The sequence below is a fragment of the Mesorhizobium sp. M7A.F.Ce.TU.012.03.2.1 genome (assembly GCF_004006095.1).
GTDB lineage: Bacteria > Pseudomonadota > Alphaproteobacteria > Rhizobiales > Rhizobiaceae > Mesorhizobium.
Genome location: NZ_CP034779.1, coordinates 5,447,134 through 5,466,963 on the forward strand (window position 1 = coordinate 5,447,134; position 19,830 = coordinate 5,466,963).

Here is a 19,830-nt window from a genome sequence, read left to right on the forward strand (position 1 = left end):
GGAGGGACCCATCGCTCGAATGCGACCCAGGACAAGAACAATAGCGGCGCTGTTCTGGCTGTTTCTGGCCAGTGCCGCGAATGCCCAGACGCTGCTCGTCGGCGTCGCGGCACCGCTATCGGGACCATCTGCCATTCTCGGCAAGCAGATCGAGGCCGGGACCGGCCTGGCGGCCGACGCGAACGGCATCGAACTGAAGACCGTGGATGACGCCTGCACCGCCGATGGTGGCGCTGTCGCGGCCAGGGAATTCGCCGCTGCCAAGGTCAATATCGTGGTCGGCTTTCTCTGCACCGAGGCGATCGAGGCGGCGATGCCGATCCTGAAGGACGCCGGCATTCCGGTCATCACCATTGGCGTACGGACCGAAAGCCTGACCGACCGCCGCGCCAAGACCGGCTGGCCGGTCTATCGCCTCGGGCAACGCGGCGACGATGAGCGCAACGCCATCGCGTCCGCCCTCACCCATCTATGGCAGAACGAGCTGTTCGCCATTATCGACGACGGCACCATCTACGGACGTGAGATCGTCGAGACGTTGCGGGCAGCGGCCGAACAGGCAGCGCTGAAACCGGTATTCGTCGACACGTTCCGGCCACAGCTCGACAACCAGATCGGCATGATCGGCCGGCTGAAGAAGGCTGGCGCGACGCATGTCTTTGCCGGTGGCGACGGCGACGACATCGCCATCATGGGCCGCGATGCCGCACAGCTTCAGGCGGGCATCGTCTTTGCCGGCGGCGAAAATCTCCGCACACCGCCGGGCGATGTACCCTATGCCGTGGGCACGCTGATGATCGCACTGCCTGAATGGGCCGATGTCGCCGATCCAAAAGTGCTGGCGGCATTTGACGCTAAGAAGATCGTGCCTGACGGCTATGCGCTGCCGGCCTTTGCGGCGGTCGAAATCGCCAAGGCAGCATCAGGCTTGTCCGAAAGCTCGGGCAAGCCGCTGACGGAGGCCCTGACCGGACAGGATTTCACCACGGCGATCGGGCCGATCCGCTTTGATGCAAAAGGCGACCTCAGCCAGAGTCCCTACCGCGTCTTCCGTTTCGACGGCACGCGCTTCGCGCCCTTGGAAAGCAACTGATGTTTCGCACCGGCCCACGCAACCTGATCACCGACGTTGCCGGCCTGCGCGTCGGCAATGCGTCCGACGCCAGCCTGAAGTCCGGCGTCACGACCGTGCTTTGCGACACGCCGACAGTGGCCGGCGTTCAGATCCTGGGCGGCGCGCCGGGCACCCGCGAGACAGACCTGCTCGAACCGCACAATTCCGTCGATGTGGTGCACGCCGTCGTGCTTTCAGGCGGTTCGGCTTTCGGCCTCGACGCGGCGTCCGGCGTGCAGGCGGCATTGCGCGAACGCGGCATCGGCCTGGAGGTCGGTGGCTTTCGCGTGCCGATCGTGCCGTCGGCGATCCTGTTCGACCTGCGCAATGGCGGCGACAAGGATTGGGGCCGTTATCCGCCCTACCGCGAGCTTGGCTATGAAGCCGCGCAAACCGCCACCGCCGATTTCCAGCTTGGCACGATTGGGGCCGGCACCGGCGCGCTGACCTCGGGGCTAAAAGGCGGCCTCGGCTCCGCCTCGACGCTGCTGGATAGCGGCGTCACCGTCGGTGCGCTGGCCGCCGTCAACCCGACCGGTTCGGTGACAACAGGCCGAACCCGCCATTTCTGGGCGGCACCATTCGAAATCGGCGACGAATTCGGCGGGCTTGGTTACCCCTCGCCGATGCCGGCCGATGCGAAACGGATTCTTTTGAAACACCGCGACAAGCATGTTGGCAGGCAGATGGAGATCGGCGGCAACACCACCATCGCCGTCATTGCCACCGATGCGGTGCTCACAAAAGCTGCCGCCAAGCGCCTGGCGATATCGGCGCATGACGGGTTCGTGCGCGCGATATGGCCGACGCACACACCGGCCGATGGCGACCTTGTGTTCGCGCTGGCGACCGGCACGAGCGGTATCGAACTCTCCGCCGATGCGGCGATCGATCTCTACGCCGCAGCCGGCGCCACCATGGCGCGCGCCATCAGCCGCGGCGTCTATGCGGCAACGCCTGCCGAAAACGATCTGTTTCCGGTCTGGTCGTCACGCCTGAGGTGAAGCGATAATCAGACCCGATCGGACTTTTCTTCCTCGAACGTCACCGCGACATCGGAATTCGCCGACAGCCAGACCTTCTTGCCGTCGACTTCGGCAATCAGGCTCAGGGGAATATAGTGATGATGGCCCTTGTGAGCGCCCTCGCCGCTATCGGTCTTGGTCAGCTTGATGCGCTGGCCATCGACCTTGTCGACAGTGCCGACATGCACGCCGTCGGCGCCGACGACTTCCATATGCTCGCGAATTTTGCTGGTGTCGGTCATGGTGGTTCTCCATTGGGACTGCCGACCATAACAAATGACGGGCCGATTGGATGCATCGGCTTTCGCACCGCACGACGTTTTGATTTCGGCGTGCTAGGGGATTGAGACGATCACGGGGGTGAAGACCGATGCGAATGCTCTTTCTGTTTGCCGTTGGCCTGCTTGCACAGTTTGCCACCTCGATCGCGGCCCATGCCGGCGATGTCGCCGAACTTGAAATCCTCGGCTTCACCAAGGACGGCAGCGTCTTTGCTTTCGAGGAATATGGCGTGCAGGATGGATCGGGTTTTCCCTATGCCAACCGCTACTACATCGACACCGGCACCGACAGCTTTCTCAAAGGCACGCCGATCCGGGTCCGGCTTGAGAACGAGAATGCCAAACTGGATGCGGCGCGCCTTCAGGCCCTGCAAAAAGGCGAAGCCATTGTCAGTCAGGCCGAGTTGGACGCCAATCGCGGCATCACCGCCGGTTTCAACCCGGTGACCGAACTTTCGGCCGATCCGCACCGGATGGCAGTCAACCCGCGCCCGATCTTTTCGCCGGTCGACCCACCGCTCGAGTTTCGGCTCGACGAGCTCGGCATGAACAACACCGAGGGCTGCGAGAGCCAGGGCGAGATCAACGGCTTCCGGCTGCTGCGTATCGAGGCGCAGGATGGCGGCACGACCAAGCTGCTGCACGAGGACAAGTCGATACCGAGAAGCCGGGGTTGCCCGAACGGCTACCGCATCGGCGCTGTGCAGACCTTTTCGATGGACAGTCTCAGCGCCTATGCCGTGCTGATCGCGGTGCGCCAATACGGCTTTGAAGGCCCGGACTTTCGCTGGATCGCGGTGACCGGCCGCCTGTGACACCGCTTGTCCCACCCGCCCCGCGCGATCGTTCGCTGAACCGCCTTCGCCGCGCGATACCGACGCCGCGCACTGCGTTTTATGGCGCCTTGCTATGGGCCACGACGATGGGCGCCAGCGCGCTCGTCAGCCTGTCGTTGGACGACTGGGAGACGCCGGCGAAAATCCGCATTGTCACCGCGCTGTTTGCGGTGGGAGCTGCGCTGGCTTTTCCCATCGGCCTGTTCGCGGCGCGGCTGGTCTCGCAGGGAAGACGCTGGGAAGTCGCCTTTGCCGCGGCCTTCGTGTGCCTAGCCGCGGCGACGATCGGCCTGACCGCCGGGCTGTTTGCCCTGCAGTACCGCTCCTACTACGCCGAGTGGCATGCCCCTGCTTTCACCCACACCTGGGTCCTGCAGTTCATCTTCACGACGCTGATTGCGCTCTACCAGTTCGTGGTGCTGGGCATCCGGCTCTATTTTCCAGTTGGTTTCATCGCTCTGTTTGCCGCGGGCGTCTGGTTTGCGCGCCAGCAGCGTTGAGCATTTTGCTCGCCTCTGTTAGGACGCGGGCAAACTTCTCGATATGTCAGGACTGACCGATGATCCCTCGCTATTCCCGGCCGGAAATGGTCGCCATCTGGTCGCCAGAAACCCGGTTCCGCATCTGGTTCGAGATCGAAGCCTATGCCTGCGACGCGCTGGCCGAACTCGGCGTCATCCCCAGGGAAGCGGCAAAAACCATCTGGGAAAAGGGCGGGGCGGCAAAATTCGATGTCAAGGCGATCGACGAGATCGAGCGCGTCACCAAGCATGACGTCATCGCCTTCCTCACCCATCTCGCCGAATTCGTCGGCCCGGACGCCCGCTTCATCCACCAGGGGATGACCTCGTCCGATGTTCTCGACACCTGCTTTGCGGTGCAGCTTACCCGCGCCAGCGATATCCTGCTCGCCGATATCGATGGCCTGCTTGCTGCCCTCAAGCGCCGTGCCTTCGAGCACAAGGACACCGTCACCATCGGCCGCAGCCATGGCATCCATGCCGAGCCGACGACCTTTGGCGTCAAGCTGGCGCAGGCCTATGCCGAATTCTCGCGCTGCCGCGAGCGGTTGGTGCACGCGCGCGAAGACATCGCCACCTGCGCGATTTCGGGCGCGGTCGGCACCTTCGCCAACATCGACCCCTATGTCGAGGAACACGTCGCGGCGAAGCTCGGCCTGAAACCCGAGCCGGTGTCGACGCAAGTGATCCCGCGCGACCGCCATGCCATGTTCTTTGCCACGCTCGGCGTCATCGCGTCGTCGGTCGAGCGGCTGTCGATCGAAATCCGGCATTTGCAGCGCACCGAAGTGCTGGAGGCGGAAGAGTATTTTTCGCCGGGCCAGAAGGGCTCGTCGGCCATGCCGCACAAGCGCAACCCGGTGCTGACCGAAAACCTCACCGGCCTCGCCCGCATGGTGCGGTCGATGGCGCTACCGGCGATGGAGAATGTGGCGCTCTGGCACGAGCGCGACATCTCGCACTCCTCGGTCGAGCGCATGATCGGCCCGGATGCCACCGTGACGCTCGATTTCGCACTGTCACGGCTGACCGGCGTCATCGACAAGCTGCTCGTCTATCCCGACAACATGCTGAAGAACATGAACAAGTTCCGCGGCCTCGTGCATTCGCAGCGCGTCATGCTGGCGCTGACCCAAGCCGGCCTGTCGCGCGAAGACTCCTACCGGCTGGTGCAGCGCAACGCCATGAGAGTGTGGGAGCAAGGCGCTGATTTCCTTGAGGAACTTTTGGCCGACAAGGAAGTGACCGCAGCGCTGCCGGAAGCCGAAATCCGCGAGAAATTCGACCTGGGCTATCACACCAAGCATGTCGACACGATCTTCAAGCGGGTGTTTGGGGAAGCCTGAGCTTCCTTCTCCCCGTCACTATACGGGGAGAAGGTGCCGGCAGGCGGATGAGGGGCGGTGCCGACTTCGGCGACGATCGCACCTATTCACGCTTTGACAAATTCACGACTTTGGCGCTGCCCCTCATTGCCCTGCCGGGCATTTCTCCCCGTATAGTGACGGGGAGAGAGGGGCCGGTGTCCGAACCGGATAGATAGGTAACAGAATGGACTGATTAGATGGGTGACAGTTTTCTTGTCCGCCGGGAGGACCGGCGATGGTTTGGCGAGAGACTGGCATCACCCAACCGCTTGGCGCTGCCGCGAACCCATCATAAGGGGGAAAACTGTTACCTATGTATCCGGTTCAAACTGTTACCCATCTATCGGCTGGACAGCTCTCAAGCGTTGCCGGGAACAATCCTGATCACCGTGCCCCACGGGTCTTCGCGGGTTACCGGGCTCGTCACCTTGTCCGAACGCATCTCGACCCAGGCAAGGCCCGACCGGCTCGAATCGCGGCGGCCGGCGCCTGAACTCTGCCAGGCGTTGGCGCCGATGTGGTGGTGATAGCCGCCCGACGACAGGAACACCGCCTGGCCGCCGTATTTGGCCATGGTGTCGAAGCCAAATTCCTGGTTCCACCAGGCTTCGGCGTCTTCCGGCCTACCGACACGCAGGTGGACATGGCCGACGATGCTGTTTTCCGGCGTACCCTGCCAGCCGGCATCACCCGCCGGCACTTCGGCAACGACGGACGGAATGTTCAGCCGTTCTGTCGCCATGGCAATCTTGTCGCCATTCCACTTCCAGTCTTGCGCACGGCGGTCGGCATAGATCTCGATGCCATTGCCTTCGGGATCGGTCAGGTACAGAGCTTCGCTGACCAGATGGTCGGAAGCGCCCTCGATCGCGATCTTGTTTGATATGGCGTGGTTGATCCAGCGGCCGAGGTCGGCGCGGCTGGGCAGCAGGAAGGCGGTGTGGAACAGCCCGGCGCTGCGCGGATCATCCGGCTTGGCTGAAGCGTCCTGCTCAAGCACCAACAAGGGACGGTTGGCGGCGCCCAGGGTGATCGCGCCATCGGCACGGCTCAACTCCTGCAGACCGACAATTTCGCGGTAATAGGCGGCAAGGCTTTCCGCGTCGCGCGCCTTCAGCCCGACGCGGGCAACGCTGACCGGGGTGGTGGCGGCAAAAGGCAACTCGCTCATCGAATGCTCCGTTCGACCGGCCTGCGATGAAGCTCCCAAAGCGAGAAGCCCCACTCCGCCGATCATTGTACGTCGTGTCAGTTCCAAAGTCAGGGTTCCCGCGCACGGCTGTTTCTTTTCCTGACCACAGATCGTCCATCGGCATCGTTCACACAAGACGCGAAGAAGCGAACATGGTGTTCACTATTGTGAGCAAAAGCGGCGTTCCTGCCGGTTGCACGAAGCGATGCCGCTCGCTATCTCAGCGCCATGAAGGTCAAGGAAGCAGATATTCTCATCGTACCGGGCTACACCAATTCCGGCCCCGACCATTGGCAGAGCCGCTGGCAGTCGAAACTGTCGACGGCGCGCCGCGTCGAACAGGCCGAGTGGTCGAAGCCGGTTCGCGAGGACTGGACGGCGAGCGTTGCCGAGGCGGTCAACGAGGCCGAGCGGCCGGTCGTCCTGGTGGCGCACTCGCTCGGTGTCGCCGCTGCAGTGCAAGCCATTACGCAGTTCCGCAAGCCGGTTGCCGGGGCCTTCTTCGTGGCACCTCCCGACGTCGCCAATCCCGAGATCAGGCCCAGGCACCTGATGACCTTCGGCCCCTATCCGCGTGAGCCGCTGCCCTTTCCCTCGATCGTGATCGCCAGCCGCAACGATCCGTTCTGCGCCTTCGATGTCGCGGAGGACATCGCCGGCGCCTGGGGTTCGCTGTTCATCGATGCCGGTGAGACCGGTCATCTCAACCCGGATTCAGGTTTTGGTCCTTGGCCCGAAGGTTCAATGACCTTCGCCAAATTCCTGACGGATCTGAAACCTTGAGCGTCTTCAGGACCCGATCGAATCGCGGACGCTCTTGATCAGCGTTTTTGCCCCAAGCCCGATCAGCGAATGCTCGGAGCCCATGGCCAGCAGGCGATAGCCCATCGACACGACCCGGCCGGCAATTGCCGGCTCGACAACGTAGATCGCCGCATGTTTGCCGGCCTTGCGGGTGCGCTCGGCCACCGATGCCACCGTCTCCATCATGCTTTCCAGCGTCGAATTGACGGTCGCACCATTGCTCCAGGCGATCGAGAAATCCGACGGGCCGAGGAAGATGCCGTCGATGCCGGGCGTGTCGAGGATGCCGTCGAGCGCATCGAGGGCGGCGCGCGTCTCGACCATGGCGAAGGCCATTGTGCGCTGATTGGTGTCGCGCAGCCATTCGGCCTGGTCGCCTTTGCCGTGGCGTGGAAAAGCGTAGGTCGGACCCCAGGAGCGTTCGCCGAGCGGCGGGTATTTCATGGCGGCGGCGAACAGTTTTGCATCGGCAACCGAGTTCACCATCGGCGCGATGACCGCCTCGGCGCCGAAATCGAGCGCGCGGCTTGCCATGTCGAAACGGCCAACGGGAATGCGCACCAGCGCCGGCTTGCCGGCAGCGAGCACCGGCACCAGGCCACGCAGCACGCTGTCTTCGTGATGGCCGCCATGCTGCATGTCGAGCGTGACGGCATCGAAACCCTGCTTGGCGACGATTTCGACGGTCAAGGCATCCGGCACGCCGGACCATGCGGTGAACAGCGTTTCGTCGGCCGCGAGGCGGGACTTCAGGGACATGGATACTTTCCTTGTTAACTCCGGCAGTTTCAGCCGGAAACCGCGACAAAGGCAAAGAAAAACCGCCCGGATAGGCCGGGCGGTCGATTGGTCCAGCGTATGGCCGGGATCAGCGCATGGCCCGGATCAGGTGTTCTTGATCTGCTCGATCGCCTGCGCCATCAGTTCGTCCATGGTGCGGCGGATCTGGTGGTCCGACTGCTCGACGCCGGCCGCGTCGAAATCCCCGCGGATTTTGCGGAACACGTCGTGGTCGCCGGCTTCCTCGATGTCGGAGATAACCACTTCCTTGGCATAGGCGTCGGCATCAGCGCCGGATTTTCCGAGCTTTTCGGCGGCCCACAGGCCGAGCGCCTTGTTGCGGCGCGCCGAGGCCTTGAACCGAAGCTCCTCGTCGAATGCGAATTTACGCTCAAAGCCCTCTTCGCGGTCTTTCATGCTGCTCATGGCGTCCCTCCGGTCAAATTCGATTCGTTGGCGGTGAATATGTGCGTTGCCAAAGCACAAACCAAAAGGTCGCGGGTCGGTCAATACGCTTCATCGAATGCTGCGCTGCGGCATTTCAGTCCCGAAAGCGGTTGATTGGAAGGATTTGCCGATTGAGCAAACGATGTGATTGGGATAGACCCGGCATTGAACCCTACCGTAGCCGCACTATTTCAGGCAGACGGACAGGAAATGGTCTGATACCGCCCTGTCCGGAACCCCAGAGAAAAATCCAGATGAAAAATCGCCGCCGCATTTATGAAGGCAAGGCCAAGATACTCTATGAGGGACCCGAACCGGGCACGCTTATCCAGTTCTTCAAGGATGACGCCACCGCGTTCAACAAGAAGAAGCACGAGGTCATCGACGGCAAGGGTGTCCTCAACAACCGCATTTCCGAGTACATCTTCAACCATTTGAACCGCATGGGCATTCCGACCCATTTCATCCGCCGGCTGAACATGCGCGAGCAGCTGATCAAGGAAGTTGAGATTATTCCGCTCGAAGTGGTGGTGCGCAATGTCGCCGCCGGTTCGCTGTCCAAGCGGCTCGGCATCGAGGAAGGCACCGTTCTGCCGCGCTCGATCATCGAATTCTATTACAAGGCCGACGCGCTCGACGATCCGATGGTGTCGGAAGAGCACATCACCGCGTTCGGCTGGGCGAGCCCGCAGGAGATCGACGACGTCATGGCGCTGGCCATCCGCGTCAACGACTTCCTCTCTGGCTTGTTCATGGGCGTCGGCATCCAGCTCGTCGACTTCAAGATCGAATGCGGCCGGCTGTTCGAAGGCGACATGATGCGCATTGTCGTTGCCGACGAGATCTCGCCGGATTCCTGCCGCCTGTGGGACGTGGCGACGCAGGACAAGCTCGACAAGGACCGTTTCCGCCGCGACATGGGCGGCCTCGTCGAGGCTTACCAGGAAGTTGCCCGCCGCCTCGGCATCATGAACGAGAACGAACCGCCGCGCCCAACCGGCCCGGTGCTTGTCGCCTCGACCGACGGCCTCAAAGGCAAGCCGCACTGATCGCGGCTTGCCTCCCGATACTCAGAACAGGAGCATGTCCAGCGTGATCAAGGCCCGCATTACCGTCACCCTCAAGAACGGCGTGCTCGACCCGCAAGGCAAAGCGATAGAACACGCGCTGTCCGGCCTGGGCTTCGGCGGCGTCGGCACGGTGCGGCAGGGCAAGGTGTTCGACGTCGAGCTGGCGGAAAGCGACAAGGCCAAGGCCGAAGCGGACCTCAAGGCCATGTGCGACAAGCTGCTGGCGAACACGGTGATTGAGAATTATAGTGTGACGCTTACCTAAGGTTGTGCCGGAGGCACGTATGCCTGAAGTCACGAATGAACTGATGTACGAGCTTGTCAAGAAAATCCATTCACGAATGGATCGACTTGAGAGTGGCCTGGGCGAAGTCAAGCACGAGATTGTCGCGATCAGGTTGCAGGCGTTGAGCACGCAAACGGACGTCAACAATATCTACGCGATAACAGGCCGTATCGATCAACGTCTTGAACGGATTGAGCAGCGCCTCTAGTTGCGCGAACTCGCCGAAGCACAAAGGCCTTACGAACCAAAATGAAATCAGCCGTCGTCCTCCTGCCCGGCCTCAACCGCGACCGCGACATGATCGCGGCGTTGACCAAGATTTCGGGAACACCCCCGGTCACCGTCTGGCAGACCGATACCGAAATCCCCGATGTCGACCTGATCGCCATTCCGGGCGGCTTTTCCTTCGGCGACTATCTGCGCTGCGGCGCGATCGCCGCGCGCATGCCGGTCATGCGGGCGGTGGCCGAAAAAGCGGCCGCGGGCGTTACGGTCATCGGCGTCTGCAATGGTTTCCAGATCCTGGTCGAGGCCGGCCTGTTGCCGGGCGCCTTGATGCGCAACACCTCGCTGAAATTCGTCTGCCGGCAGGTGAAGCTCGAGATCACCAATGCCAACACCATGTTCACGCGCCGCTATCAGCCGGGCCAGATCATCCGCTCGCCGGTCGCGCATCATGACGGCAATTATTTCGCCGACGCCGACACGCTTGCCCGAATCGAAGGCGAAGGCCAGGTGGTGTTCCGCTATGCCGAGGGCACCAACCCCAACGGCTCGATCAACGACATTGCCGGCATCGTCAACAGCCAAGGCAATGTGCTCGGGCTGATGCCGCACCCGGAAAACCTGATCGAAGCAGCCCATGGCGGTACCGACGGCCGCGGACTGTTCGAGAGCGCCCTCGGCATCGCCGCCTGACGATATCGAAGCGAACAGCTTGAAAACAGCCGGACATTCCTGTCTCTTTGGAGCAAGTCTGGTTCATTGGGGAGAGAGACGGTCATGAAACTCTATTCGCGGCCGTTGTCGCCCTACTCGTCGATCGTGCGGGCACTGGCCTACATCAAGGACGTACCGCTCAAGATCATCGCGCCGCCGCCCGGTTTTCCCATCCCGGAAGAGTTTCGCGCCATCTCGCCGATGAACCGGATTCCGGTGCTGATCACCGGCTCGGGCGAGACGATCGTCGAATCGGTGGTCATCGCCGAATATCTCGAGGAACGGTTTCCGGAACCGGCCCTGCTGCCGCCCGATTCCAAGGACCGCGCGCTGGTGCGCATGTTCGCCCGCATCACCGATCTCGACGTGCTTACCCCGATGATGAAGCTTTTCGAGCTTCATTCCGTGCCGAAGCGCAACAATGCCGAGATCGACGCCCAGTTCGCCCGCCTGCATCATGGACTGGCGGCAATCGAGGCGCGCATGGCGCAAGGGCCCTTCGCACTCGGTGACGACATCAGTTTCGCCGATGCCTGGCTGACGCCGACCCGGTTCATCTTCAACAATTTCCGCGCCATGACGGGACGCCACGACCTGCTCGACGCCTATCCCAAATTCGACGCCTACCAGCAGATCGCCTCGCAACACCCGGCATTGTCGCGGGTGTGGGGCGAGATGACCGATGGTTTGAAGATTTTTCTGTCCGAGCTTGAGATGGGTGCCGCTTGATCAAGTCGAAGACGATCGCGCTGGTCGCCGCGGCGGGCTTTGTGCTGGCATCCTGCCAGTCGACGCCAAAGAGCACGCCTGTTCCCTCAGGCAAAAGTGCTGCGCTGCTGGCCATGGAACAAGTGGCGATCGCTGCCCACAAATGCTGGATCGCCAGCAAGGACCCAGCCTTCAAACCGTACCAGATGGCCAATGAGCTGAATTCGTTCAGCGGCACGCCGCGTTTCCTGCTGGTGCCGGCCAAGCACTATGGCGGCAAACCTTTGCTGGTCGTGCAGGCGCAAGGCAATTCTAGCCGCGTCGACGTCTTCGGACCGCTGATGAACGATCCGCTCGGCGCCCGCATCGGCTCGGACATCGCCCGTTGGCAGGCCGGCAATCCGGCCTGCGCCGCGACGGCCTAGCCCATGGGCCGGTTCCTGCAGATCGCGGGTCTGGTCATCGGTCTGGCCGGGCTCATCCTGCAGTTCTGCATCAGCATTCCGGCATCGATGGAAGCCGGCCGCAGCCTGCTTGGCTCAATCATTTTCGTCTTCAGCTTCTTCACCATCCTGACAAACATCGGCGCGGTGCTGGTGTACACGTCGCTGCTGTCACCCACCTTCTATGCCTGGCTGCCGGCCTTTGCAGGCGCGCGGATGCGCACCGGCGTTGCGGTTTCGATCGCGCTGGTCTTCATCATCTACGCAACGGTCCTGGCACAACTCTGGCAGCCGCAGGGGCTGTTCCTGCTCTGCGACGTCCTGCTGCATTATGTGACGCCGGTGCTCTTCGTGCTGTGGTGGTTGATATCGGGCGCTGACGGCAGGACGCGCTGGAGCGACATTTCCTGGTGGGTGATCTATCCCATCGCTTATCTGGTCTATGCGCTGATGCGGGCGCCGTTTGCCGGCGAGGTGCCCTACCCTTTCCTGGACATCGCCAAGAACGGCGCGACCAGCGTCCTCATCTCGGCCGCAGCCATCACCGGACTTTTCCTCGTGCTGTGCGTGGTCGCCGTCCTTGCGGACCATGCCGTTGCACGCACCAGGGCATCGAGCGTCCGTTAGAACTGTACGGACGTCCTGTCCGCATTTCCCAGGACCATTATCTCCCAAAACCCGGTTCCCGCTTTTGGGGTCACAGTCAGTCCCAGAACGGCCTGATGCCCTCGCGGTGGGCGTCGCAGCGCGTGACGCCGATATCCTTGAGCTGGTCGTCGGTCATCTCCAGCAGCGCCAACCGGCTGCGGCGGCGATCCAGCAGGTTGTCGATCCATCTTGCCATCGACCTCAGCACGCGCACAAGACGGCTGACAAAACCGCGCTGAGCCGATGGACGTGTGGATTGGCCCGATAATGCAGCGCTCGAATGACGTATTGTCGCGATTGTATTCATTTTCTTTCTGCCAACGTTCTAGATTGTACCCTTTTTTGCACGCGACTGGTATGTATTGACTCATCTATCGGTGCAATATAGAAAATTGTCACCATGACAACTTGGCTTCCCGATCTCACCACCGGCTCCGGGCCGCTGTATCAGCGCCTGGCGGATTCCATCGAGACGGACATCGATCGGGGCGTGATCGATGCCGGCGCAAAGCTGCCGCCGCAGCGCGACCTCGCCTACGACATCGGCACCACCGTCGGCACGGTCGGCCGGGCCTATCAATTGCTGCGCGAGCGTGGGCTGGTGAGCGGCGAAGTCGGGCGTGGGACCTATGTGCTCGGCCAGCGCGCGAAGCCGGATTTTCCGGCTCCGGACGTCGGCGGCGAAGGCACGCGCTATATCGATGCGCCTAAGGGCAAGCTGCGTTTCGACAGCACCGCAGCACCTGATATCGGCCAGGGCGACATTGTCGCCGGAGTCCTGTCGCGCACGGCGCAGGACCATCCGCATGAGATTTCGAGCTACACGCGGGACTTCCCCGACCGATGGTACGAAGCCGGCGCCCGCTGGTTAGCGCGCAATTCGTTTCGTCCGAGTGCCGACACCATCGTTCCCACGCTCGGCACCCATGCGGCGGTGATGGCGGCGATCGCGGCGCTCACCATGCCTGGCGACTATATTGCCTTCGAGCACCTCACCTACTCGCAGATTTCCCGCAGCGCCGGCCTGATCGGCAGGCGCACCGCGCTGGTGGCATCGGACGAGGAAGGCATCGATCCGCAGGATTTCGAGCGCGTCTGCGCGCAAAAGCATCCCAAGATGATCTTCCTGATGCCGACGGCGCAGAATCCGACGCTGGCCACCTTGTCGGCGGCGCGCCGCGAGGCGATCGCCCATGTCGCACGCGAATACAACGTCCTCCTCATCGAGGATGATCTCTATGGCAATCTGACCGACGATCCGACACCATTGCTGGCCGAGTATGCGCCTGAACGCACCATTGTCGCGGGCGGCCTGTCGAAGTCGGTCGCAGCCGGTGTGCGCGGCGGCTGGCTTTCCTGCCCGCCCGCCTACCGCCACCGCATCCGTGTCGCCCACAAGATGATGACCGGCGGCATGCCCTTCCTGCTGGCGGAGGTGAATACAAGGCTGGTGCTGTCAGGTCAGGCGGATGAGATACGCAAGCGCAGCATCGCCGAAATCGGCGCCCGCATCGCCATCGTGCGCGAGACTTTGGCCGGCTTCGCGGTCAAGTCGCATGACAGGGTGCCCTTTGTCTGGCTGACCCTGCCCGACCCCTGGCTTTCCGGCACCTTCAAGAACGCCTGCCTGGAGCACGGCGTGCTGATCGACGACGAGGACGAATTCAAGGCCGGCCGTTCCGAGCAGGTTTTCCATGGCGTCCGCTTTGGCGTTTCGCAGCCGAGACAGCGCGGGGATATCGCTGAAGGCGTCGCGGCGATCCGGCGACTTCTCGATGAAGGCCGCGCCGGCTACGACAGCTTCTCCTGACACTGCGTGGCTTTGTCCGGTTTTCCGTCGTTTTTCGTCAATCCATGGGTGTATCGGCCGCAAGGCTTGCGATAAGACGGGACTCAAAATCCCAACGTCCCGGATATAAATCGCCGCCCATGACCATTTCCAATTCCGTGCCGATCACCCCCGAGCTCATTGCCTCACACGGGCTCAAGCCCGACGAGTATCAGCGCATCCTCGATCTTGTCGGGCGCGAGCCGAGCTTCACCGAACTCGGCATCTTCTCGGCGATGTGGAATGAGCACTGCTCCTACAAATCCTCGAAGAAATGGTTGCGCACGCTGCCGACCACCGGACCTCAGGTCATCCAGGGGCCGGGCGAGAATGCCGGCGTGGTCGACATCGGCGATGGCGACTGCGTCGTCTTCAAGATGGAGAGCCATAACCACCCGTCCTATATCGAGCCCTACCAGGGCGCGGCGACCGGGGTCGGCGGCATATTGCGCGACGTCTTCACCATGGGCGCGCGGCCGATCGCGGCGATGAATGCGCTGCGCTTCGGCTCGCCTGACCATCCCAAGACCCGGCACCTTGTTTCAGGCGTGGTTTCCGGCGTCGGCGGCTATGGCAACGCCTTCGGCGTGCCGACAGTCGGTGGCGAGGTCAATTTCGACGCCCGCTACAATGGCAACATCCTGGTCAACGCCTTCGCGGCGGGCCTTGCCAAGACCGATGCGATCTTCCTGTCGGAAGCCAAGGGTGTCGGCCTGCCGGTCGTCTATCTCGGCGCCAAGACCGGCCGCGACGGTGTCGGCGGCGCCACCATGGCCTCGGCCGAATTCGACGACAAGATCGATGAGAAGCGCCCGACAGTGCAGGTCGGCGATCCCTTCACCGAAAAGTGCCTGCTGGAAGCCAGCCTCGAACTGATGGCCTCGGGCGCAGTCATCGCCATCCAGGACATGGGTGCCGCCGGCCTTACCTGCTCGGCGGTGGAAATGGGCGCCAAGGGTGACCTCGGCATCGAGCTCTATCTCGACAAGGTGCCGGTGCGCGAAGAGCGCATGAGCGCCTACGAGATGATGCTGTCGGAAAGCCAGGAGCGCATGCTGATGGTGCTGCGCCCCGAAAAGGAGAAGGAAGCCGAGGCGATCTTCCACAAATGGGGGCTCGACTTCGCCATCGTCGGCAAGACCACCGACGATCTGCGCTTCCGCGTGCTGCACCAGGGGGATCAGGTCGCCGATCTGCCGATCAAGGATCTCGGCGACAAGGCTCCGGAATATGACCGGCCGTGGGTCGAGCCGAAAAAGCCGGCGCCGCTGGCCGCCAATGACATTCCGCAAGCCGACGTTGCCGACGCGCTGCTGAAGCTGCTCGGCGGGCCCGACCTGTCTTCGCGCCGCTGGGTGTGGGAACAGTATGACACGTTGATCCAGGGCAATTCGCTGCAGCTTCCAGGCGGCGATGCCGGCGTGGTCCGGGTCGAAGGCCATGCGACCAAGGCGCTCGCCTTCTCCTCCGACGTGACGCCGCGCTATTGCGAGGCCGACCCTTATGAGGGCGGCAAGCAGGCGGTGGCCGAATGCTGGCGCAACTTGACCGCCACCGGCGCTCTGCCGCTGGCCGCCACCGACAACCTCAATTTCGGCAACCCGGAACGGCCCGAGATCATGGGCCAGCTGGTCGGCGCGGTGAAAGGCATAGGCGACGCCTGCCGTGCGCTCGGATTCCCGATCGTCTCCGGCAATGTCTCGCTCTACAACGAGACCAACGGCCAGGGCATCCTGCCAACCCCGACCATCGGCGGCGTCGGGCTGATCGCCGATTGGTCGAAGATGGTGCGGATCGGCTTTGCGGCCGAGGGCCAGATGATCCTGCTGGTCGGCGCGCCGGCGTCCTGGGGAACGCATCTTGGCCAATCGGTCTATTTCAGGGACATCCACGGCCGCACGGACGGCCCGCCGCCGCCGGTAGACCTCGATCACGAAAAGCGCGTCGGCGACCATGTGCGCGCGCTCATCGCATCCGGTGTCGTCACGGCGGCGCATGACGTTTCCGATGGCGGCGTCGCCGTTGCGCTTGCCGAAATGGCGATGGCGTCCGGCATCGGCGCCACCGTTCCCGGGCTTGTCGGCACCGACCCGATCCCGGTCTGGTTCGGCGAGGACCAGGGCCGTTATCTCCTGACGTTGTCGATCGATCCGCACGGTGACGAATGGGACGCCATTCGCAAGCAGCAGGGCGAGCTTGGCATCTTCGCGCCGTGGATCGGCTCCACAGGTGGCAGCGCGCTGAAGCTTGGTGACGCCAGGGCAATCCCGGTCAGCGAATTGAGCGGAGCCCACGAAGGCTGGTTCCCGCGCTTTATGGACCAGGCCAGTTGACGAGAGCATGATCCCGAAAAGTGGGAACGGTTTTTCGGGAGACTCATGATCAATCACAGGAAACTGGCTGCCCGGGCGCTGCTTGCAGTCGTCTTCTGGCCGTCACTGTTCTTCTTCTGGTTCCTGGGACCGTTCGTCTTTTTCCTGCTGTCGACAACCTCGAGCGAGGTGTGCATGCGGCTGGAAACGCGTGCGGGGTTTCTTGCCGCGGCCAACGGCGCCATCCCGATGCTGGCGCTGCAGAACCTCCTCTATGCAATTCCGATCATCTGCCTGGTGCTTTGGGGCCGCCTTGCGCCGGATCCGGCACGGGCAAGGCATATCGTCACCTGCATTAAGCTTTTTGCCAGCACGGTGGTCTTAGGCGCGTTGTGGGAGTACGGCTCGTCGCTCATCTGCGACGGCTACGGCCAGGGGTTCTTCTCACCGGCTTGGCAAATGACGAGCTATCTCCCCATTGTCAGCCTCGTGCTCAACGTGCCGCTCTATGTGCTGGCCTTCAGCCTTGGCCGCGCTTTCTCGACACGCGAGGACGTTGCCGAGGATGAAGCAAGCCCACCGGCCTAGTCTTTCTCTGAAGCCACCGGACCGTCTTGTCGTTGGTGGGTCAGAACGGCTTCAATCCGGACCGGAAAGGCTTTAGGCTCGCCCGACTCTCATCTTATGGCCTGACACCGGTCGCTCGAAACAGGATTTTGCCATGGCAATGGACGCCCACGACATCGAAAAACTGATCAAGGACGGCATTCCGGACGCCAAGGTCACGATCCGCGATCTCGCCGGCGACGGCGACCACTATGCGGCCGAGGTGGTGGCCGAGAGCTTTCGGGGGAAAAGCCGCGTCCAGCAGCACCAGATGGTCTATGACGCGCTGAAAGGGAATATGGGCGGCGTGCTGCACGCACTCGCCTTGCAGACCAGCGTTCCCGACTGACTCGCGCCGGAATATAGACCGCAACCTCACGATCGGTGTCGAGGGATGGTCTGCTTGGCCCAACACGGCCCATCCTTTGCGCCATTTCAGCCGCGGCGCGGCTAACGTCTTGTTTCGAGCAATCGTTGGGTTTATTTGAAGGGATATGTTTCGAGCCTGACTCCCACAGGCGGGAAAGGATATTCCATGAGCGGCATCAACGACTACATCGACAATGAAGTGAAGGGCAACGACGTCGTCCTTTTCATGAAGGGCACGCCCGGTTTCCCGCAATGCGGATTTTCCGGCCAGGTCGTCCAGATCCTCGACTATATCGGCGCCGACTACAAAGGCGTGAACGTCCTGGACTCGGCCGAACTGCGCCAGGGCATCAAGGAATACTCCAACTGGCCGACGATCCCGCAGCTCTACGTCAAGGGCGAATTCGTCGGCGGCTGCGATATCATCCGCGAGATGTTCCAGGCCGGTGAGTTGCAGACATTCCTCGTCGAGAAGGGCGTCAGCGTCAAAGGCGCCGCCTGATTTCTGTTTTGTGCATGCCCGAAAATCGACGTTGATTTTGGGCATCGAGCACCAGGCACCCGGGGCAGCCCACCTCGGCAATTTTCATGTCCTGAACCCAGGACCAGGACGAGCCAATGCGCCGGCCCGCCGGCGCATTTTCGTTCGAAAGATCGGACTTGCCGTGGACCAGCCAAAACCAGCGCCGCAATCGGCAAGCAAACTGCCCATTCCGCGCTGGGAGTTCATCGCCCTGTGCGCGGCGCTGATGGCGCTGAACTCGCTGGCCATCGACATCATGCTGCCCGCGCTGCAGCAGATCGGCGCCACGCTCGGTGTCGAAAATGAAAACCACCGGCAGTACGTCATAACGGCCTACATTCTGGGCTTCGGCGGCGGACAGTTGTTCTTCGGGCCGATCTCGGATCGCTTCGGGCGTCGCGCACCACTGGTCGCCGGGCTGGTGATCTATGTCGCCGCGGCCGCGGCTGCCGCCATTGCGCCAAGCTTTGAGACACTTCTGCTGTGCCGGGCCGTGCAAGGCATTGGTGCGGCCGCCACCCGCGTCATCGCCGTATCGATCGTGCGCGATACGTTCGACGGCCGGCGCATGGCCGAGGTGATGTCGCTGATCTTCATGGTGTTCATGGCGATACCGGTCATTGCTCCCGGCATCGGCCAGTTCATCATGCTGTTTGCGACCTGGCATTGGATCTTCGTCACCATGGCCGTCGGTGCGCTCCTCGTCTCGGCTTGGTCGCTGCTGCGCCTTCCTGAAACGCTGCATCCCGAACATCGCCGGCCGCTGACCGTGAACTCGATTGTCGGTGGGTTCCGCATCGTGCTCACCAACCGCATTGCGATCTGCTATGCCTTCGCCAGCACCTTCATCTTCGGCGCCATGTTCGGCTTCATCGCTTCGGCGCAGCAGATCTATGTCGACATCTTCCATGTCGGCGAGATGTTCCCGGTCATCTTCGCAGGCGTCGCGGGCGTGCTCGCCTTCTCCAACTTTCTGAATTCGCGCCTTGTCGGCCGCATCGGCATGCGCCGCCTGTCGCAGAGCGCGCTGCTGCTGTTCCTGGTCATCAGCCTTGCCTGGCTGATCGTTTCGCTGGAAATGAAGATGCCGCTCTGGCTGTTCATCACCTTCTTTGCCTGCGCCATGCTTCCGTTCGGTGCGCTGGGCGCGAACTTCAACGCGCTGGCCATGGAGCCGCTCGGGCAACTGGCCGGCACGGCGTCGTCGATCCTCGGTTTCATGCAGACGTTTCTCGGCGGCATTCTCGGCACGCTGATCGGCCAGGCCTTCAATGGCACGGTGACGCCGCTGGCCGCCGGCTTCTGCAGCGTCTCGGTCGCGGCGCTGCTGATGATCTTCATCGCCGAGCGCGGCAAGATGTTCCAGCCACAGAACGCGCCCGTTTCAGGGCACATCACCGACTTGCACTAGGATGCACCCTCAAGAGCTGCCGTGAACCGAGGGGCAAGCATACGCCCCGCAATTGCTTCACCCATGCTGTCCGAAAAGGGCAATGGCAGAGCATCATCGAGTGCCCTGAGAATGGATGCCACGAAGGCCCGGCTGCGCTGGGCATCGGTTCCCAGATCGGAATACGTGGCGCGAGGCTTGCCGATCAGTGTGCCGTTGCGGCGAAGCGAGAACCGCAGGGTCAGGGACATGCCCGCGGTTCCGGGTGGCGGTTTCCAGCAGGCATAGATAGCGTCCGACATCTCCTTTATCGTGTCGACGGGATCGGAACTGCGACAACT

The 19,830-nt window shown here is 62.4% G+C and carries 25 protein-coding genes; 19 read left to right on the forward strand and 6 right to left on the reverse strand.

Going from position 1 to position 19,830, the window contains the following annotated elements; genetic code table 11:
• Positions 1 to 19 precede the first annotated feature (19 nt).
• Both EJ079_RS27020 and EJ079_RS27025 read left to right on the forward strand, forming a co-directional pair.
• Complete coding sequence (locus tag EJ079_RS27020) at positions 20 to 1,093, forward strand: ABC transporter substrate-binding protein (protein ID WP_127810634.1); 1,074 nt, start codon at positions 20 to 22, stop codon at positions 1,091 to 1,093.
• Positions 1,093 to 2,118, forward strand: coding sequence for a P1 family peptidase (locus tag EJ079_RS27025; RefSeq protein WP_127810635.1), 1,026 nt, complete (start codon positions 1,093 to 1,095; stop codon positions 2,116 to 2,118). Before EJ079_RS27020 ends, EJ079_RS27025 begins: the two co-directional genes overlap by 1 nt.
• 8 nt (positions 2,119 to 2,126) lie before the next feature.
• On the opposite strand, the gene EJ079_RS27030 is transcribed toward EJ079_RS27025, so the two are convergent.
• Entirely contained in the window at positions 2,127 to 2,381 is a 255-nt protein-coding gene (locus EJ079_RS27030) for a DUF2171 domain-containing protein (protein WP_127810636.1), read from the reverse strand.
• A 128-nt stretch (positions 2,382 to 2,509) separates the two neighbouring features.
• Here EJ079_RS27030 and EJ079_RS27035 point away from each other — a divergent pair, with 128 nt between their 5' ends.
• The 3 genes from EJ079_RS27035 (at position 2,510) to purB (ending at position 5,123) form a co-directional block, all read left to right on the forward strand.
• Positions 2,510 to 3,235, forward strand: a complete 726-nt coding sequence (locus EJ079_RS27035) for a DUF2259 domain-containing protein (RefSeq protein ID WP_127810637.1) — start codon at positions 2,510 to 2,512, stop codon at positions 3,233 to 3,235.
• 107 nt (positions 3,236 to 3,342) lie between these two features.
• A complete protein-coding gene (locus EJ079_RS27040; protein ID WP_127810638.1) occupies positions 3,343 to 3,756 on the forward strand; it encodes a hypothetical protein in 414 nt (137 codons plus the stop codon).
• A gap of 59 nt (positions 3,757 to 3,815) precedes the next feature.
• A complete protein-coding gene (gene purB / locus EJ079_RS27045; RefSeq protein WP_127810639.1) occupies positions 3,816 to 5,123 on the forward strand; it encodes an adenylosuccinate lyase in 1,308 nt (435 codons plus the stop codon).
• A gap of 379 nt (positions 5,124 to 5,502) precedes the next feature.
• Here purB and EJ079_RS27050 read toward each other — a convergent pair whose 3' ends face one another.
• A complete protein-coding gene (locus EJ079_RS27050; RefSeq protein ID WP_127810640.1) occupies positions 5,503 to 6,315 on the reverse strand; it encodes a VOC family protein in 813 nt (270 codons plus the stop codon).
• A gap of 249 nt (positions 6,316 to 6,564) precedes the next feature.
• On the opposite strand from EJ079_RS27050, the gene EJ079_RS27055 reads away from it, so the two are divergent.
• Positions 6,565 to 7,119, forward strand: a complete 555-nt coding sequence (locus tag EJ079_RS27055) for an alpha/beta hydrolase (protein WP_127810641.1) — start codon at positions 6,565 to 6,567, stop codon at positions 7,117 to 7,119.
• A 6-nt stretch (positions 7,120 to 7,125) separates the two neighbouring features.
• Here EJ079_RS27055 and EJ079_RS27060 read toward each other — a convergent pair whose 3' ends face one another.
• Entirely contained in the window at positions 7,126 to 7,899 is a 774-nt protein-coding gene (locus tag EJ079_RS27060) for an HpcH/HpaI aldolase/citrate lyase family protein (protein WP_127322704.1), read from the reverse strand.
• A gap of 126 nt (positions 7,900 to 8,025) precedes the next feature.
• On the reverse strand, positions 8,026 to 8,346 hold the full coding sequence (locus tag EJ079_RS27065; protein WP_013532126.1) for a DUF1476 domain-containing protein: 321 nt from the start codon (positions 8,344 to 8,346) through the stop codon (positions 8,026 to 8,028).
• 275 nt (positions 8,347 to 8,621) lie between these two features.
• On the opposite strand from EJ079_RS27065, the gene purC reads away from it, so the two are divergent.
• From purC to EJ079_RS27100, 7 genes are all read left to right on the forward strand, one after another.
• Positions 8,622 to 9,416, forward strand: coding sequence for a phosphoribosylaminoimidazolesuccinocarboxamide synthase (purC, locus tag EJ079_RS27070; RefSeq protein WP_013532127.1), 795 nt, complete (start codon positions 8,622 to 8,624; stop codon positions 9,414 to 9,416).
• 43 nt (positions 9,417 to 9,459) lie between these two features.
• Positions 9,460 to 9,702 (forward strand): phosphoribosylformylglycinamidine synthase subunit PurS, encoded by a 243-nt coding sequence (purS, locus tag EJ079_RS27075; protein WP_013532128.1) that lies wholly within the window; start codon positions 9,460 to 9,462, stop codon positions 9,700 to 9,702.
• Positions 9,703 to 9,721: 19 nt separating this feature from the next.
• Entirely contained in the window at positions 9,722 to 9,931 is a 210-nt protein-coding gene (locus EJ079_RS27080; protein ID WP_127810642.1) for a hypothetical protein, read from the forward strand.
• Between the two features lie 41 nt (positions 9,932 to 9,972).
• On the forward strand, positions 9,973 to 10,641 hold the full coding sequence (purQ, locus tag EJ079_RS27085) for a phosphoribosylformylglycinamidine synthase subunit PurQ (RefSeq protein WP_027036974.1): 669 nt from the start codon (positions 9,973 to 9,975) through the stop codon (positions 10,639 to 10,641).
• A gap of 84 nt (positions 10,642 to 10,725) precedes the next feature.
• Complete coding sequence (locus EJ079_RS27090; protein ID WP_127810643.1) at positions 10,726 to 11,391, forward strand: glutathione S-transferase family protein; 666 nt, start codon at positions 10,726 to 10,728, stop codon at positions 11,389 to 11,391.
• A complete protein-coding gene (locus EJ079_RS27095) occupies positions 11,388 to 11,795 on the forward strand; it encodes a hypothetical protein (RefSeq protein ID WP_023810339.1) in 408 nt (135 codons plus the stop codon). Before EJ079_RS27090 ends, EJ079_RS27095 begins: the two co-directional genes overlap by 4 nt.
• Before the next feature lie 3 nt (positions 11,796 to 11,798).
• The gene (locus tag EJ079_RS27100; RefSeq protein ID WP_127332056.1) at positions 11,799 to 12,440 is read left to right on the forward strand and encodes a Pr6Pr family membrane protein; all 642 of its coding nucleotides are present in this window, start codon (positions 11,799 to 11,801) and stop codon (positions 12,438 to 12,440) included.
• A 76-nt stretch (positions 12,441 to 12,516) separates the two neighbouring features.
• Here the strand turns inward: EJ079_RS27100 and EJ079_RS27105 are convergent, their stop codons facing one another.
• Positions 12,517 to 12,768: a DUF1127 domain-containing protein gene (locus EJ079_RS27105; RefSeq protein ID WP_127398766.1), complete on the reverse strand. Its 252-nt coding sequence runs from the start codon at positions 12,766 to 12,768 to the stop codon at positions 12,517 to 12,519.
• A gap of 93 nt (positions 12,769 to 12,861) precedes the next feature.
• Between EJ079_RS27105 and EJ079_RS27110 the strand changes: the two genes are divergently transcribed.
• The 6 genes from EJ079_RS27110 (at position 12,862) to EJ079_RS27135 (ending at position 19,510) form a co-directional block, all read left to right on the forward strand.
• The gene (locus EJ079_RS27110; protein WP_127810644.1) at positions 12,862 to 14,271 is read left to right on the forward strand and encodes a PLP-dependent aminotransferase family protein; all 1,410 of its coding nucleotides are present in this window, start codon (positions 12,862 to 12,864) and stop codon (positions 14,269 to 14,271) included.
• Between the two features lie 119 nt (positions 14,272 to 14,390).
• Positions 14,391 to 16,622 (forward strand): phosphoribosylformylglycinamidine synthase subunit PurL, encoded by a 2,232-nt coding sequence (gene purL / locus EJ079_RS27115; RefSeq protein WP_127810645.1) that lies wholly within the window; start codon positions 14,391 to 14,393, stop codon positions 16,620 to 16,622.
• 45 nt (positions 16,623 to 16,667) lie between these two features.
• Entirely contained in the window at positions 16,668 to 17,189 is a 522-nt protein-coding gene (locus EJ079_RS27120; RefSeq protein WP_127810646.1) for a hypothetical protein, read from the forward strand.
• Positions 17,190 to 17,322: 133 nt separating this feature from the next.
• Entirely contained in the window at positions 17,323 to 17,556 is a 234-nt protein-coding gene (locus tag EJ079_RS27125; RefSeq protein WP_010909092.1) for a BolA family transcriptional regulator, read from the forward strand.
• A gap of 186 nt (positions 17,557 to 17,742) precedes the next feature.
• Positions 17,743 to 18,078 carry a Grx4 family monothiol glutaredoxin gene (gene grxD, locus EJ079_RS27130; RefSeq protein ID WP_006332883.1) on the forward strand — a complete coding sequence of 112 codons (336 nt, stop codon included), beginning with the start codon at positions 17,743 to 17,745 and terminating at the stop codon, positions 18,076 to 18,078.
• 208 nt (positions 18,079 to 18,286) lie between these two features.
• On the forward strand, positions 18,287 to 19,510 hold the full coding sequence (locus tag EJ079_RS27135) for a multidrug effflux MFS transporter (protein WP_164873997.1): 1,224 nt from the start codon (positions 18,287 to 18,289) through the stop codon (positions 19,508 to 19,510).
• On the opposite strand, the gene EJ079_RS34035 is transcribed toward EJ079_RS27135, so the two are convergent.
• A complete protein-coding gene (locus EJ079_RS34035; RefSeq protein WP_245469670.1) occupies positions 19,507 to 19,740 on the reverse strand; it encodes a hypothetical protein in 234 nt (77 codons plus the stop codon). The genes EJ079_RS27135 and EJ079_RS34035 overlap by 4 nt on opposite strands.
• Between the last annotated feature and the right edge of the window lie 90 nt (positions 19,741 to 19,830).